The 14,612-nt window shown below is 70.7% G+C and carries 15 protein-coding genes and 1 pseudogene; 6 read left to right on the forward strand and 10 right to left on the reverse strand.

All coding sequences use genetic code 11. The features are described 5' to 3' along the window. Positions 1-22: 22 nt before the first annotated feature. Together AC08OV_RS18910 and AC08OV_RS18915 are read right to left on the reverse strand one after the other, a co-directional pair. Positions 23-565, reverse strand: coding sequence for a MerR family transcriptional regulator (locus AC08OV_RS18910; RefSeq protein WP_476615580.1), 543 nt, complete (start codon positions 563-565; stop codon positions 23-25). A 427-nt stretch (positions 566-992) separates the two neighbouring features. After that, positions 993-1,427, reverse strand: coding sequence for a MerR family transcriptional regulator (locus AC08OV_RS18915; protein ID WP_476615579.1), 435 nt, complete (start codon positions 1,425-1,427; stop codon positions 993-995). A gap of 387 nt (positions 1,428-1,814) precedes the next feature. Here AC08OV_RS18915 and mce point away from each other — a divergent pair, with 387 nt between their 5' ends. Continuing rightward, on the forward strand, positions 1,815-2,240 hold the full coding sequence (gene mce / locus AC08OV_RS18920) for a methylmalonyl-CoA epimerase (RefSeq protein ID WP_476615578.1): 426 nt from the start codon (positions 1,815-1,817) through the stop codon (positions 2,238-2,240). A gap of 177 nt (positions 2,241-2,417) precedes the next feature. Here the strand turns inward: mce and AC08OV_RS18925 are convergent, their stop codons facing one another. Further along, positions 2,418-2,912, reverse strand: a complete 495-nt coding sequence (locus AC08OV_RS18925; protein ID WP_476615577.1) for an LppP/LprE family lipoprotein — start codon at positions 2,910-2,912, stop codon at positions 2,418-2,420. Positions 2,913-3,114: 202 nt separating this feature from the next. Between AC08OV_RS18925 and AC08OV_RS18930 the strand changes: the two are divergent. Next, positions 3,115-3,540: pseudogene (locus AC08OV_RS18930) on the forward strand (acetoacetate decarboxylase family protein); the annotation flags it as partial. 196 nt (positions 3,541-3,736) lie between these two features. Here the strand turns inward: AC08OV_RS18930 and AC08OV_RS18935 are convergent. Then, positions 3,737-5,524 (reverse strand): aldehyde dehydrogenase family protein, encoded by a 1,788-nt coding sequence (locus AC08OV_RS18935; protein ID WP_476620048.1) that lies wholly within the window; start codon positions 5,522-5,524, stop codon positions 3,737-3,739. A gap of 101 nt (positions 5,525-5,625) precedes the next feature. Further along, complete coding sequence (locus AC08OV_RS18940) at positions 5,626-6,873, reverse strand: thiamine pyrophosphate-dependent enzyme (protein WP_476614800.1); 1,248 nt, start codon at positions 6,871-6,873, stop codon at positions 5,626-5,628. A gap of 212 nt (positions 6,874-7,085) precedes the next feature. Between AC08OV_RS18940 and AC08OV_RS18945 the strand changes: the two genes are divergently transcribed. Beyond that, positions 7,086-7,418 carry a YnfA family protein gene (locus tag AC08OV_RS18945; RefSeq protein ID WP_476614809.1) on the forward strand — a complete coding sequence of 111 codons (333 nt, stop codon included), beginning with the start codon at positions 7,086-7,088 and terminating at the stop codon, positions 7,416-7,418. 32 nt (positions 7,419-7,450) lie between these two features. Next, positions 7,451-7,879 carry a hypothetical protein gene (locus AC08OV_RS18950; protein ID WP_476614801.1) on the forward strand — a complete coding sequence of 143 codons (429 nt, stop codon included), beginning with the start codon at positions 7,451-7,453 and terminating at the stop codon, positions 7,877-7,879. Between the two features lie 86 nt (positions 7,880-7,965). Here the strand turns inward: AC08OV_RS18950 and AC08OV_RS18955 are convergent, their stop codons facing one another. From AC08OV_RS18955 to AC08OV_RS18970, 4 genes are all read right to left on the reverse strand, one after another. Continuing rightward, a complete protein-coding gene (locus AC08OV_RS18955) occupies positions 7,966-8,205 on the reverse strand; it encodes a hypothetical protein (RefSeq protein ID WP_476614802.1) in 240 nt (79 codons plus the stop codon). Between the two features lie 191 nt (positions 8,206-8,396). Then, positions 8,397-9,113 carry a 2OG-Fe(II) oxygenase gene (locus tag AC08OV_RS18960; RefSeq protein WP_476614803.1) on the reverse strand — a complete coding sequence of 239 codons (717 nt, stop codon included), beginning with the start codon at positions 9,111-9,113 and terminating at the stop codon, positions 8,397-8,399. A gap of 20 nt (positions 9,114-9,133) precedes the next feature. Then, positions 9,134-9,694 carry a methylated-DNA--[protein]-cysteine S-methyltransferase gene (locus tag AC08OV_RS18965; protein WP_476614804.1) on the reverse strand — a complete coding sequence of 187 codons (561 nt, stop codon included), beginning with the start codon at positions 9,692-9,694 and terminating at the stop codon, positions 9,134-9,136. A gap of 6 nt (positions 9,695-9,700) precedes the next feature. Beyond that, the gene (locus tag AC08OV_RS18970; RefSeq protein ID WP_476614805.1) at positions 9,701-10,429 is read right to left on the reverse strand and encodes a bifunctional transcriptional activator/DNA repair enzyme AdaA; all 729 of its coding nucleotides are present in this window, start codon (positions 10,427-10,429) and stop codon (positions 9,701-9,703) included. Between the two features lie 366 nt (positions 10,430-10,795). Between AC08OV_RS18970 and AC08OV_RS18975 the strand changes: the two genes are divergently transcribed. Next, positions 10,796-11,188: a chaperone modulator CbpM gene (locus AC08OV_RS18975; protein ID WP_476614806.1), complete on the forward strand. Its 393-nt coding sequence runs from the start codon at positions 10,796-10,798 to the stop codon at positions 11,186-11,188. Next, positions 11,185-13,827 (forward strand): ATP-dependent Clp protease ATP-binding subunit, encoded by a 2,643-nt coding sequence (locus AC08OV_RS18980; protein WP_476614807.1) that lies wholly within the window; start codon positions 11,185-11,187, stop codon positions 13,825-13,827. The genes AC08OV_RS18975 and AC08OV_RS18980 overlap by 4 nt, the downstream gene beginning before the upstream one ends. On the opposite strand, the gene AC08OV_RS18985 is transcribed toward AC08OV_RS18980, so the two are convergent. Then, the gene (locus tag AC08OV_RS18985; protein WP_476614808.1) at positions 13,814-14,518 is read right to left on the reverse strand and encodes a GNAT family N-acetyltransferase; all 705 of its coding nucleotides are present in this window, start codon (positions 14,516-14,518) and stop codon (positions 13,814-13,816) included. The genes AC08OV_RS18980 and AC08OV_RS18985 overlap by 14 nt on opposite strands. Positions 14,519-14,612: the final 94 nt, after the last annotated feature.

Here is a 14,612-nt window from a genome sequence, read left to right on the forward strand (position 1 = left end):
GGGCCGGGTGGAGCGGGCCGGGTCAGTTCTCCTCGGGCCCGAAGGGATCATCGAGAAAATCGAGGAACGAGCTGTCCAGGCGACCGGGACCAAGATCGCCTTGATCAACGACGTCCCGGCGATCCGGGCTTTCCCGCAGCGACCGGGCGGTATCGTCCCGCAGGCCAATCATGAAGTCCTCGGCGAGGCGCACCTGTTCCTGCAGGGATGCGAGCTTCTCCTCGGCCAGGGTAACCCAGGTTCTCAGCCGTTCCCGCAGTTCCCTGCGATGATCTGGGGCAAGATCGGGCTGGCCGATCCGCTCACGCAATGTGATGAGAGACCGCATCTCCTCGAGCGTGAACCCCAGCGGTTTCATCTTCTTGATGAGGAAAAAACGGTCGAGTGCGTCGTCGTCGTACAGCGGGAAACCACCCGATGTGTGGCCTACCGGCGCGAGCAGGCCGGCATCCTCGTAGAAGCGGGCGGTACGCAGGGACAAGGTCACCAGGGTGGCAACGTCACCGATCCGGTAGCGGCCGTCACAGGCATCGGCGGAAGACCCGGCGCTGCTGGTTATGGACAATTCAACCCTTATCACGTGAGCATGACGACTGGTATTCGAGCGTCAAGCGTCTCTAGTATCGGCCACCCACAGCTACACAGGACCGGTAAAGATCTGGTAATCCATGGCCGACGCCGACCGTGACGTCGGTCACCAACCGACTCCGGTTGCTCCACAGGAGCCCAAGCGCCGGCCGCCACCCCGGATCCCGGTCACCCCGGCGAACCGGGGGGCTCCCACAAAATAGATAGCTTTGCAAAACGGATGGCCTTGGCGCAGCGAAGGACCCGGGCGGGCGAGACAACCTGAACGAACCGGGCATCCGGGTAACATCGGATATCTTGCCGGGATCGGACGATCCCGACGGCTCCGACCTCGGGACACGGGCCCCCATCATGGCGGTTCCGGCACCCATCTCGGACGAGGTGACCATGGATTCACGAGTCCGTCATACCGTCCGGTCCGCATCACCGTGCAGGCCGATGACGAAGTCCTCCGCGACTCCCGCCTGCTGCCGCAGGGTGGCCAGCTTCTCCTCAGCCAGCACGACCCAGGTATGCAGCCGCTCACGCAGTTCGGTCCGCCGACTCTCGGAGATCGTCGAATCCGACAGCTCGTCCCGCACCGACAACAGCGACCGCATCTCCTCCAAGGTGAACCCCAGCGACTTCATCTTCTTGATGACGAGCAGTCGATCGACGGCCTCGTCGTCGTACAGGCGGAAGCCACCCGGCGTACGTCCAGCGGGAGTAAGCAGTCCGGCTTCCTCGTAGTACCGGACCGCGCGCAGCGAAAGCCCGACCCGCTCGGCAACCCCACCTATCTGACGGGTGTTTCCGCGGGCCGCGCGGAACGCGGAACGATCACGACGCGTCGTGGACACCGTAACCCTTACGTTCGTGCCTCGAAGACTCGGGCTAAAATAGTTGGAACTTGACTCTACGGCCTGTCTTCCGGGGACTTGAACGGAGTCTGCAACGAGGCCCCGAACACCACACCGCCACCCCGCGGACACACTGGAAGAACAATATCCGCCCACGGTAACATCCACGGCAACAGTCACTCCGGCGACGTGGACCCCTGGCGAGGCCGCGGGCAGGGTGGGGCCCGGCCCGGGTCGCCCACGTCACCCCACGTCACGGGGGCCGATCGGTCGACGCCGGGATCGTGAACCGGCAGGCTCAGTGCGGACCCCGTCGCTTCGCGCCAGGGGCGGTGGGACATCGGCGGACAAGCCCCGATCGCGGGCCGGCAGAACGAGGAGACGGCTGTGCTGACCAGGATCGACCACGTCGGGATCGCGGTGGCTTCCCTCACCGAGGCCATCCCCCGCTATGAGGAGGCATTCGGTCTTAAGGTCGTGCACCAGGAGGAGAACGAGCGCCAGGGGGTGCGCGAGGCGATGCTGCTGGTCCACAGCGGCAAGACCGGGAACTCCTACGTCCAACTGCTAGAACCGCTGCGCGAGGACAGCCCAATCGGGAAGTTCCTGGCCAAGCGGGGGCCGGGCATCCACCACATCGCCTACGGCGTCGCCGACATCGACAGCGCCCTCGCGGCCCTGACCACGACCGGATTCGATCTGGTCAACAAGACTCCGGTGCACGGCACCGCCGGCAGCCGGATCGCGTTCATCCATCCCAAGGGCCTCGGAGGCGTGCTCACCGAACTCGTCGAGGCCGCCGAGGGGCACTGAGCCGGGCCGGACGGCCCCGCGTTGCCGCCATCCCCTGTCCGGCCCCTGTTCGGGCGGGGCAGCGAAGGCGCGGGGCGACGAATCCCCGGCGGCGCACCCGGCGACTCCCCGGCGGCTGCCCCGGCCCATGGCGGATCATGGACCGGGGATCATCGGTCGCGGATCAGCGGTCGCGGATCAGCGGCGGCTTCTCGCGGCGGACACGTTCGCGGTCGGGACCGGATCGAGCGGGACCACCGATGAACCGTTCCACTGGTAACGCACGGTCGCACCACCCGCCGTCGGGCAGCACATCGGATCGCTTGGCCGGTAGAGGTCGTACTGCAGGGCGACGACCCGGTCGGTGGACCAGATCCAGCGGATCGTGGCGCTCGGCTGCGGCAAGTCGTAGCCGACGAACCGGCCACGGTGGAAGAAGAACGCCCGCTGCGGATGCCCGTCCCCGGATGTCGACAGCAGTCCGACGATCACGCTGAGATCGTTGCTCCGGTCATAACCACCGAGGACGATCGGCGTGTACCCCGCCGATCGAACCAACGCCGCGGCGTTGGCGATGCTCAGCGCCGGGGTGCCGGATGTGGACGAGACAGCGGAGGCTGTCCCGGCGATCCCGCCCATCAGGGTAAGCGTACCGATCATCACTGAAACGGCAAGTCCGCGACGTAGCGCCATGAGACCTCCCAGGTTCCGTGCTGACCCGACCCAACCTAGATGCCCTCTTCGGTGGGCGCCGACCAGCTAGGGGGTATGGCCGGTATGTCGCCCGATTCGGACCGGTCCGCCCCCCGGCCGGCGGATCCGGCAGGCTCCACACCGGAACGGGCGGGAAGCCGTGCCGTCGGGGGCCACTGTCGGGGGGCACTACTGTTGGTGGGTGGCGTATCCGCCGGAACCCTGGGAGCTGCGCGGTACGATGGTCATCTCCGTCTGGTTCGTGCCCCGCGCGGCGCTGGCCGGCGCCCCTCCCCGGGCGGTGACCGTTCTCGGCCGGGTCCCGGTGGCCACCGCCTGGGTTCGCTACGATCCGCGTGGCGTCCTCGCCTACCGTGAGGTCATGGCCGCCTTGCTGGTATGGCACAGGCGGCACCTGCACGTGACGGTCCCGCATATCTGGGTGGACAGCCCGGCGTCCCAGGTCGGCGGTCGCGCCCTGTGGGGGATTCCCAAGGAACTGGCCGTCTTCACCGAACGACCGGGCACGTCCACACGACCGGAAACGGCCCGGGACGCCGGCGGCACCCACCTGCACGCCCGGGACGCCACCGGGACAGACGCCACCAGGACAGACGCCACCAGGACAATCGTCGCCGCGGCGGTAAGCCGGGGACAGCGGCTGCCGGGCAGGTGGCCGGTCCGCTTCCGCGTGGTGCAGGATCTCGACGGTCAGCCCCGGGTGAGCCCGGTGCGGCTGGCCGGGCGGCTCGCCCTGCACCGGTCACGATGGGACCCGGCGGCGGAGGGTCCGCTGGGTTTCCTCACCGGGCTCCGGCCTCGGCTCACCGTCCGCCTGGACGACTTCCGGATGATTTTCGGAGCCGGAGCCGGAGCCGGAGCCGGAGCCGGCCGGGACGGAATCCCTCGTCCGGCCCGGCGTGCCCGCCGAGGGGCCTGTCGAGAGGCCCAGCCGCCCCGCCGACCGGCCTGACCCGCCCGGCCACCCGGCCGGCCCAGCCGCCGCCGTGCCGGAGCCGCGCCGCCACCGCTGTGACGGCGAGCGCACCCGGCGCCCGGCGGAAGGTGGTCAGGGTCGCTCCCGGCATGTGCATCCGCAGGGTGGCGACCGAGCGGGGGCGGACGAACTCGCGCAGCCCCTCCGCGCCGTGCACCCGGCCGAACCCGCTCTCGCCGCTGCCCCCGAAGGGCAGGGCGGGCATCCCGGCAAACGCCAGCACCGCGTTGACGGACACCATCCCGGCGTCGAGCCGGCTGGCGATCTCGTCTCCCCGGGACCGGGAGAAGACCGTCGCACCGAGCGCGTACGGGGTGCCGTTGGCCAGCGTGACGGCCTCGTCGACGTCGACGACGGTCCGGACGGTGGCGACCGGCCCGAACGTCTCCTCCTGCACGGCGGGGCTGCCCTCCGGCACGTCGACCAGCACGACCGGTTCGATGAAGGTGTCCCCCACCGACTCCGTCCCGCCGATCAGGGCGGTCGCGCCGCGGGCCAGCGCGTCGGCCACGTGGCGGCGCACGATCGCCGCCTGGCCGGGCATCGTCATCGGACCGTAGGATGCGTCCCGGTCGGCGCCGGGACGAACCCCGTCGAGCTCGCGGCGCAGTGCGGCGAGGAAGGGCGCGGCGACCGCCTCGGTCACGTAGATCCGCTCGACCCCGGCACAGGTCTGCCCGCCATTGGACATCGCTCCCCAGACCGCTGCCCGCGCGGCGGCGGCCACGTCAGCGTCGTCGGCGACGATCAGCGGGTCCTTGCCGCCGCATTCGATCACCACCGGGACGAGGGACGACGCGCAGGCCGCCATGACCAGGCGGCCGGTCGCGGGCGAGCCGGTAAAGGCGATCTTGTCGACCCCGGCGGTACACAGGGCGGCACCGGTCGGACCGAAGCCGGTGACCATGGTCAGGACCCCGGCCGGCGCGTCCGGATTCGCCGCGGCGAACGCCGCGACCAGGTACGCGCCCACCGCCGGGGTGTACTCGCTGGGCTTGAAGACCACCGTGTTACCGGCTGCCAGGGCATACACGATCGAACCGCTCGGGGTGAACAGCGGGTAGTTCCACGGCCCGATCACCCCGACGACCCCGAACGGGCGGTACTCGATCCGTCCGGTGTGGTTCGCCAGGAACGGGCCGGGCGACACCCGACGGGTCCGCAGCACGCGGGCGGCGTTGCGGGCCGCCCAGCGGATGTGTTCCAGCGTCAGCAGCAGCTCGATGCGGGCATCGGCGGCGGTCTTGCCGTTCTCGGCGTGCAGGAGGTCGATCAGCTCGGTCTCGTGGCGGACGAGGTGCGCCGCCCAGCGCAGCAGATAGTCGCGCCGCCGTGCCGCCGTGAGCCCCGCCCACCAGCCCGCCGCCGACCGGGCGGCCGCCACGGCCGCCCGCACCTGGGTCGGCTCCATCACCGGGAAGCTCGCGACCACCGCGCCGGTGGCCGGATCCGTCGACAGGAGCGTCCCGATGCCGGCCTCCGGGCCGACCGCGCCAGTCACCCCGGTCTCCCGATTCGCCACGGTCTCCGGATTTGTCGGGTTCGTCGGGTTCTCCGAGGTCGTCGGGTTCTCCGAGGTCGTCTCCTCGTCCGGGGTCGTCACGGTCGGCCGCATGGGGAGCTCCTCGCCGCTGGTGGCGGAACGTCCTTCCCTTACCCGGCGAGGATATGACCGCCACCCGCAGAGAAACGAGTCCCGTCATCCTCAGATCATCCTCAGAGGAACGAGTCGCGGTACGCGGCGAACCACTCCCGTTGCCGGCGCTGATCGGCCGTCTCCTCCGCGGCGACATGGTCGAGCATCGAGGAGGGGTCCGGCGGGTCGAGGGCGAGGGTGTCCCGGCGCAGATCGGCCGCGGCGGCGTCGGCCCGCCGGCGGACCTCGTCAAACCAGCCGGCCTCAACATCGGCGGCGAGCAGCCGACGGAGGCGCTCGATGGGATCCCGGGCCTGCCAGGCGATGATCTCCTCCGGCGGCTGGTAGCGGGTCGCGTCGTCGGAGGTGGTATGCGGGGCCATCCGGTAGGTGTTGGCCTCGATGAGCACCGGGCCGCGACCGCTGCGCGCATGGTCGAGCGCCCAGGTGGTCACCGCATGCACCGCGAGCACGTCGTTACCGTCGACGCGCAGGCCGGGGAAGCCGAACCCGTCGGCCCGGCGGGCCAACCACACCGGGGACTGCCGCCGGCTCGGCGTGGAAATCGCCCACTGATTATTCTGGCAGAAGAAGACGACGGGCGCACCGAAACTCGCCGCCCACACGAATGCCTCGTTGGCATCACCCTGGCTCATCGCACCGTCACCGAGATACACCATCACCGCCAGGTCGGTATCGGTGTCGCCGGTGTCGGTGCCGGTGCCGCCAGTGCCGCCGGTGCCGGTGCCGGCGGCGCCGTCAAGGAGCACCCCCATCCCGAAACCGACGGCGTGCAGCGTCTGGGCCGCCAGAACAATCGTGTAATTAGCCATATTGTGACGGTGCGTATCCCAGCCATCGTGACTCACTCCCCGCAGCAGCCGAATCACCTCGACCGCCGGGACACCGCGGTGCCAGGCGACCGCGTGTTCCCGGTAACTGGGGAAGAGGTAATCCCGGGGACGCGCGGCCGCGGCGGATCCGACTTGCGCGGCCTCCTGCCCCCGCAGCGGAATCCACAGGACCAGCTCACCCTGACGTTGCAGGGCCGTGGCCTCCTCGTCCAGCCGGCGGGCCAGGAGCATGGAGGTGTAGAACTCCATGCGCAGCTCGTGGTCGGCGAGCACCGAGAACCGAGAATCGGTGACCAGCGAACCATCGGGGGCGAGCAGTCGGATGCCGCCATCGTCGAGTTCACCCGCCGCGGGCGAGGTGTTCTCCCCGAACGCACCGGGAAAATGATGCGGAGCGGGACCGCCCACCGAATCCGGTTCGAGCCGCGGCATCGGCCCGCCGGTAATCAGTTCCGGATCCCGTACGACATTCATACCGAGCACCCTTCCCCCACCCGAAGATCACAGGACGTCCTACCATCGGAAACCATCGAAAAAGAGCGGTGTACCCGTGCGACACTACGCGGTGCGGACGGGGTGAAAACACGGGCGAGGTAACGACGAGATTCCGGCCACAGGATTCCGAGGCCGCAGGACGATGCCGGGAAGATGACGATGCCGGGAGGATACTGACTATCGTGAAGCACGTGGGCGTCGTCCGGTCTCTGCTGCTGTTCATGGTGGCCGCGGTCACGGAGATCGGTGGTGCCTGGCTCGTGTGGCAGGGCGTGCGCGAGCACCGCGGGCCGGTCTGGGTGGGGCTCGGGATCGGGTTCCTGGCCGCCTACGGCTTCGTCGCGACCCTCCAGCCGGACGCGCACTTCGGCCGGGTCCTCGCCGCCTACGGCGGGGTCTTCGTCGCCGGTTCCCTGCTCTGGGGCGTGACCGTCGACGGCTTCCGACCCGACCGCTACGACCTCACCGGAGCCGCGATCTGCCTGCTCGGCGTCGCCGTCATCATGTACGCCCGGCGCGTGTGACGGCTGACGGCTGACGGCGCACAATATGGCTCATGGCGCGCACCGCGGAACGTGTACGGGTCGTGCTGGAGCGTTCCGGTGGGCTTCTCGGGCGCAGCGTGCGCCGCGGTCTGGACACGGCCGATCTCAGTAAGCAGGAGGCCGAGAACCTGCGCCGCCTGGCCCGCGAGGCGGTGCATCACGGCGATCTCGCGGCCACAACGGACGCCGCGGATGCCGGTCAGGTAGATTCCACCGAGGCCCGGGGTTCCACCGCGCCCCGGGGTTCCACCACGCCCCGGGGTTCCACCGAGGCCCGGGAGCGGCACGACATCGGCGCGGACCGGTTCGTCTACACCCTGGAGATCGACCGGCCCGGGGAGCACGCGGTGCGGACGTTCTCCGAGCCGGTGCCCGACGAGGTCCGGCCGCTGCTGGCGCTGCTGCGCACCGCGCCACTGCTGCCCGCGAGCCGTCCCTAGCGGTGTCGCTGACAGCGAGGTTGACCACCTCGCGCACCGCGGACCCAGTCGTCGACGACTGGGTCCGCTTCGCCAGCCTGGACCGGCTACGCCTGCCCGTCCTCGACCCAGTACCGGCCGAAGGACTGCACCTCACCCTCCAGCGTCTCGCCTTCACCGACCAGATCAGCCACGCCGAGGTCGACAAAAGCATCGAGGAGACACGGCGGCGCTTCGCAGGCGTCCAGGGGAGCTGGATACGCTTTCGCCCCCGAAAACCGTGTCCAGCTCCCCCCAAACTCGTTCGCCCAGGCGAACGACGCGCCTGGCGCGGCACGCTGAACCATCGCCCAGGCCGCCTCCCGCGGCCTTCGTCGCCGCGTAGACGGCGTTCCCCGGCCAGGCGTGCTGCCCCCACCGAGGCGATGGCATTGATGATCATCCCGCCGGCAGTCGCCAGCCTTACCGGCCCTACCAGCCCTACCAGCCCGGCCACACAACCGCTCCCACTACTGGCTCCCACTGCTGGGTAGATGCGTCACGCAGCGTCGTGGAAGACCAGGCCGAGGGCGTGACGCCGGCCCGAGCGGACGGTGCTCGCCCCGTGGCGCACCGCCGAGGCGGACCAGCCGCGGGCGGAGCGCACCGGCCGGTCCCGGGTCGTGAAGACCAGCGCGTGCCCCTGCGGCAGGACGAGGGAGGTTCCGCGGGACTGGGCGCGCATGCGCTGCTCGACGAGCAGGAACTCCCCGCCGGTGTAGTCCTCGCCCGGCACGTCGAGGCCGATGACGACCTGGAGCGGGAAGACGAGTTCCCCATAGATGTCGCGATGCAGCGCGTTCCAGTCACCCCGGCCGTAACGCAGCAGCAGCGGCGTCGGCCTGGTCTGCCCAGCCTGGTGGCACCGGCCGAGCCAGGAGCCGAGGGTGTCCGGCCACGGGGCCGGCCGGCCAAGTCGACCGGCCCAATCCCGGGCGACGGGCAGCAGGTGCGGGTAGAGCGTCTCGCGCAGCCGCTGGACCAGTTCTGGGAGCGGATAGCCGAAGTATCGGTACTCTCCTGACCCGAACCGGTGCCGGGCCATGTCGACCGTGGAGCGGAAGTGCCGCGTCTCGTCGTACAGTTCCGCGAGGGCGTGGCACTGCGCCGGGGTGAGGATCCCAGGGGTGAGCGCGCAGCCCACCACGTCCAGCTCTGCTCCGATCGGCGCCCAGTCGACATCGTCCGGTGACGGTAGCCGGCCGGTACCCGTCATGGCCAGGCCAGTAGTACCCGTCACGACCAGGCCGCCGCCGCGTCCAACATCGGCGCATCCAACATCGGCGCGAGTACCCCCTCATGGCGCAGCAGCGCCTCCTTGCGGGCGAGTCCGGCCGCGTAGCCGCGCAGGGTGCCGTCGGCTCCGATCACGCGGTGGCAGGGACGCACGAGCAGCAGGGGGTTCGCGCCGACCGCGGCGCCCACGGCCCGCACGTCGCCGCGGGCGGCGCCGGTCCGTTCAGCGAGGCGGCCGTAGCTGGTCGTCGTCCCGTACGGGATGGCCTCCAGCGCCCGCCAGACCCGTTCCTGGAACGCAGTGCCATGGGTGAGGAACTCCAACTCGAAGACCCGGCGCTCGCCGGCGAAGTACTCCTCGATCTGCCGGGCGGCCTCGGTGAAGGACCTCGGGGCACGCCGCCAGTGCGGCGCCACCGTCACGGATCCCCTCTGCTCAGGCATGGACAGGGAGCTCAGGGCGGTCCCGCCCGCCACGCCGCCCGATTCCTCTCCCACCAGTTCCTCTCCCACCAGCAGCAGCTCGCCCAGCGGGCTGTCCAGGGTCGTGTAGACGGTCATCGGCTGTCATCCTTTCCCGTGCCATCGATCCTCCGCGGACCGGTGCCGTCGTCGACTCGTGACTGGTCCGGCGACTGACCCGACGATGGTCCTCCGCTCCCGGCCCCCCACAGATGGTGCATGGCGTAGGAGCGCCAGGGCCGCCAGGCCGCGGCGTCCGCCAGGGCCGCGCGGACGCGCCGGGCGCCCGCCCCGCAGTTCGCTCGGCGTGGCGGCATAGATCATCCTGATGGTGTCGTTGAACTGCCGGACGCTCGCGAACCCGGCCGCAAAGGCGATGCCCGTCGCCGCCAGGTCGGTGGTCTGGAGCAGTACCCGCGCGGTATGCGCCCGCTGTGCACGGGCCAGCGCGAGTGGTGCCGCGCCCACCTCCGCGTTCATCTGCCGTTGAAGCTGCCGCACGCTGTAGCCCAGGCGCGCCGCGAGCCCCGAGACACCTTCCCGGTCGACCACGCCGTCGCCGATCAGCCGCATCGCACGGCCGACCACGTCGGCGCGAACGTTCCATTCGGCCGAGCCGGGCACCGCGTCGGGACGGCACCGCCGGCACGCCCGGAAGCCCGAGCCCTGCGCCGCCGCGGCCGTCGGAAAGAACCGGACGTTCTCTCGCTTCGGCGTGACGGCTGGACAACTCGGGCGGCAGTAGATGCCGGTAGTGGTGACGGCGAAGAAGAACGCGCCATCGAAGCGCGCGTCCCGGCTGCGCAGCGCCTCGTAGCGGCTCTGGTCCGTCATCACTCCACCTACTCTCGACGAGTCCCGTCTCGCATGCTGGCGGAAATCGGACGTCGTGCCCGTGGGCGCATGGCGGGCGCGGCCATCCCCGGAGACCACACCTATCCGTCGTGGAGTCGTCACCTCTGGTTGCGAACGCCATCGGGTTCGACCTACGGTCACATGGGTAACCGGGTCCGGCCTACGACCACATGGGTAATCGGACCGCTACCCGGAGATGATCCGGCTCGACCGTACCCGCGCCCAGGCCCGGTCTCCGCCGCACGGGCGGTGTGCTCCTCCGGACCGGCCCTCCACATCCCCAGGTGGGCGGGGGACCACCGGATCGGCCCATCAGCAGGAGGCATCCATCAGCAGGAGGTAATCGTGGGAAGGGCAGCCGGAAGCGATCCCGACCCGACCGTCCCGACCGTCCCGGTCACCGGGATCACCCACCTGGGCGGCGTCGAACCCGGTCTGGATCTTCTCGGGCTGGACTCCTTCTGCCTGCGCACCCGGCTGGGCCCGGACATCGTCCGCCGGTTGGTCGCCCTCGGCCTGCTCGACGTGCGCGTCGGCCAGGCGGGGCAGTGGTGGCTGCCGGTCTGCGCGGTCGGGCAGGCGGTGCGCATCGAACGGCTGCGCCGCGACCTCGGCATTACCTATGCGGCCACCGGCGTCGTGCTGGACCTGCGCGACCGCATCGACGAACTCGAACAGCGCATCCGCGGCCATCGCGACGGCCCCGGCCGTGCCGGCCCCGGCGAGGAGTACCGATGAAGTCGACCAAGCTGACCGAGAGCGCCCAGGACGCGCTGAAGGCGGCCCAGACCAGGGCGATGCGGTTCGGCCACACCGAGGTCGACGGGGAACATCTGCTCGCCGCGCTCGTCGAGCAGCCGGACGGACTGGTCCCGCGCCTCATGGTCGCATCGGGTGCTACCCCACCCGCCCTCACCAGTGCGGTGGAGGCGGAGCTGGAGCGCAGACCGCGGGTGTCCGGACCGGGGGTCCGACCGGGGGTCCGACCGGGCGAGGTGTACATGACGCAGCGTCTGTCCAGGGCCCTCGACGCCGCCGAACGGGAGACACACCGCCTGGGCGACGAGTACATCTCGGTCGAGCACCTGCTGCTGGCCCTGCTCGAGGAGGGACCCACGACACCGGCCGGCCGGATTCTGCACGAGCAGGGTCTGACCCGGGAACGCCTGCTCATCGCGCTGACCCGGGTGCGCGGAGACCGGCGCATCGTCTCCGCCTCGCCGACGGCCACGGACGACGCGCTGGAGAAGTACGGACGCGACCTCGTCGCCGACGCCCGCAACGGCCGCCTCGACCCCCTGATCGGGCGGGACGCCGAGATCCGCCGAGTGATCCAGATCCTGTCCCGCCGGACGAAGAACAATCCCGTGCTGCTCGGCGACCCCGGAGTCGGCAAGACCGCGATCGTCGAGGGCCTCGCCGACCGGATCTTCCGCGGGGACGTTCCGGACAGCCTGCGGAACAGGAGGGTGTTCCAGCTCGACCTGGGCGCGCTGGCGGCCGGGACGGCGCACCGCGGTGCGTTCGAGGAACGACTCAAGGCGGTTATGGCCCAGGTCACGGCGTCCGAGGGGCGGATCCTGCTGTTCGTCGACGAACTGCACGCCGTCCTGGGGGCGGGTGCCGCCGAGAGGACGACGGATGCCGGCAACGTGCTCAAGCCGCTACTGATCCGCGGCGACCTGCACCTGATCGGGACGACGACACTCGAGGAGTACCGCCGGCAGATCGAGTCCGACCCCGCGTTCGCACGCCGACTCCAGACCGTCATAATCGATGAACCATCAGCGACGGACACCATCTCTATCCTGCGCGGGCTGCGAGGACGGTTGGAGATCTTCCACGGGGTTCGGATCGCCGACGCGGCGCTGGTCTCGGCTGCGGTGCTGTCCCATCGGTACATCAGCGACCGTTTCCTGCCGGACAAGGCGATCGACCTCGTCGACGAGGCGGGCGCCATGCTGCGCACCGACATCGACTCGATGCCGACCGCCCTCGACGAGATCACCCGCAAGGTGGTCCGACTGGAGATCGAGGAGGCCGCGCTCGCGCAGGAATCCGATCCGGCGAGCATCGCCCGGCTGGACCAGCTCCGTGGGGAGCTCGCCGACGTGCGGGCCGCGGCGAACGCGATGCGCGCGCGGTGGGAGGCCGAACGCCAGGCCATTCGGCGGGTCCGGGGGCTGCGGGAGGAGATCGAACAGGCCCGGCGGCGGGCCGAGGAGGCCGAACGGGCACACGACCTGGCGACCGCGGCGGAGCTGCGCCACACCCGCCTGCCCGAACTGGACCGGCGGCTCGCCGACGAGTCCGAACGGCTCACCCCCCGGCGGGGCGGCCACCGGTTGCTGCGCGAGATGGTGACCGCCGACGAGATCGCCGATCTGGTCTCCCGCTGGACGGGGATCCCGGTGGCCCGGCTCCTCGAGGGGGAACGGGAGAAGCTGCGACGCCTCGACCAGGTCCTGCGCGCCCGGGTCGTCGGACAAGACGAGGCGGTGCGGCTCGTCGCCGACACGGTGCTCCGGGCCCGCGCGGGCATCGGGAACCCGCGCCGCCCGATCGGGTCGTTCCTCTTCCTCGGGCCGATGGGGGTCGGGAAGACCGAGCTGGCCCGGGCCCTGGCGACGGCCCTGTTCGACTCCGAGGACAGTCTGATCCGCATCGACCTGGGCGAGTACCAGGAGCGGCACAGCGTCGGCCGGCTGCTGGGCGCCCCACCCGGCCAGACCGGGCCCGTCGAGGGCGGGCAGCTCACCGAGGCGGTACGACGCAAGCCCTACGCGGTGGTGCTGTTCGACGAGATCGAGAAGGCACACGCCGACGTCCTCAACGTCCTGCCGCAGGTCCTGGGCGACGGTCGGCTCACCGACGCCCGGGGACGCACCGTCGACTTCCGCGACACCGTCGTCATCCTGGCCTCCGGCGTGGGGTCCGAACGGCTCACGGGCGGTCCGGACGCCGACGGGACGGCCAGGCCCGAGGTCCGCGCTCGGATCACGGGCGACCTGCGCCGGGCCTTCCGGCCCGAGTTCCTTCACCAGGTCGACGAAGTCGTGCTGTTCTCCCCGCTGACCCTGCCCGAGATCGAGCGGGTCGTCGACCTGCTGGTGGACGACCTGCGGGCCCGATTGGCGGATCGGCGCATCACCCTGGACATCACCGAGCCGGCCAGGATGTTCATCGCCCGTCAGGGCTACGACCCAGTCCACGGCGCCCGCCCGCTGCGCCGCTACCTGCAACGCGAGGTGGAGACCCGGATCGGGCGGGAGATGATCGCCGGCGAGGTCGACGACGGTTCCGCGGTGGTCGTCGACCTCGCCGGAGACGCGCTGACGGTCCGGCACGGACGGTCCGGCACGCTCAGCGGTCGCTGAACCCCGGGCGGTCGCCGAACCTCTTGCGGAGGACGGCGAAGTAGAGATCCGGTCGCAGCGGCCGGCCGAACCGTTCGTCGTCGTAGGGGAACGGGCTCGTTCTGGTGGTCAGGACGTATCCGCGCCGCTGATACCAGGCGATCAGTTCGGCCCGTTGGGCGATGACCAGCAGGTCCATCCAGGCCGCGGACCAGGCCGTCACGGCGTGCCGTTCGGCGAGCCGCAGCAGCGTGTCGCCGAGCCCGTTGCCCTGGCGGGTCGGGCTTACTGCGAACATGCCGAAGTAGGACCCGGTCGACGGTGATGCATCCGGGCCACACCGCTCCGCGTCAGCCTGCCCGCGGGTGGTATGCCCCGACCGGGTCACCTCGGTCGCCGCGGTCGCCGCGTGCTCCGACCGGGCCGGTGGCTCGACCCGTCGTTCCACGTGGCAGCAGCCGAGGAGGGTTCCGTCCGGGTCCTGCGCGAGCAGGACCACGCTGTCCGGCGCCGCCAGTGCCGCGCCGACCGCGGCGGCGTCGGTCCGCCGCCCGGCGAGCAGATCGGCCTCGGTGGTCCACCCCGCGCGACTGGGCTCCCCCCGGTACGCGGACTCGACGAGCTCGACGATCGCCGCGACGTCGGCCTTGGTCGCACGGCGGAACGTGAGATCGCCCGGGTAGACATGGGAAACCGATCGCATCCCCCCCATCCTCACAGCTCCAGGAAGTAGTCCCCCGGGAACGCGAGCGAGCGCATGGTGGGTAACGGCCCGGGCGGGACGGGGGAACGGGAGACGGGAGAAC

It is taken from the genome of Frankia sp. CeTa3Moorea, from assembly GCF_978021225.1.

Bases quoted from the DNA above. Each gene is read 5' to 3' on its own strand.
- AC08OV_RS18925 (WP_476615577.1), bottom strand. From the start codon at position 2,912: ATGGCGCTACGTCGCGGACTTGCCGTTTCAGTGATGATCGGTACGCTT.
- AC08OV_RS18935 (WP_476620048.1), bottom strand. From the start codon at position 5,524: ATGCGGCCGACCGTGACGACCCCGGACGAGGAGACGACCTCGGAGAAC.
- AC08OV_RS18940 (WP_476614800.1), bottom strand. From the start codon at position 6,873: ATGAATGTCGTACGGGATCCGGAACTGATTACCGGCGGGCCGATGCCG.
- AC08OV_RS18950 (WP_476614801.1), top strand. From the start codon at position 7,451: ATGGCGCGCACCGCGGAACGTGTACGGGTCGTGCTGGAGCGTTCCGGT.
- AC08OV_RS18955 (WP_476614802.1), bottom strand. From the start codon at position 8,205: ATGGTTCAGCGTGCCGCGCCAGGCGCGTCGTTCGCCTGGGCGAACGAG.
- AC08OV_RS18960 (WP_476614803.1), bottom strand. From the start codon at position 9,113: ATGACGGGTACCGGCCGGCTACCGTCACCGGACGATGTCGACTGGGCG.
- AC08OV_RS18965 (WP_476614804.1), bottom strand. From the start codon at position 9,694: ATGACCGTCTACACGACCCTGGACAGCCCGCTGGGCGAGCTGCTGCTG.
- AC08OV_RS18970 (WP_476614805.1), bottom strand. From the start codon at position 10,429: ATGACGGACCAGAGCCGCTACGAGGCGCTGCGCAGCCGGGACGCGCGC.
- AC08OV_RS18980 (WP_476614807.1), top strand. From the start codon at position 11,185: ATGAAGTCGACCAAGCTGACCGAGAGCGCCCAGGACGCGCTGAAGGCG.
- AC08OV_RS18985 (WP_476614808.1), bottom strand. From the start codon at position 14,518: ATGGGGGGGATGCGATCGGTTTCCCATGTCTACCCGGGCGATCTCACG.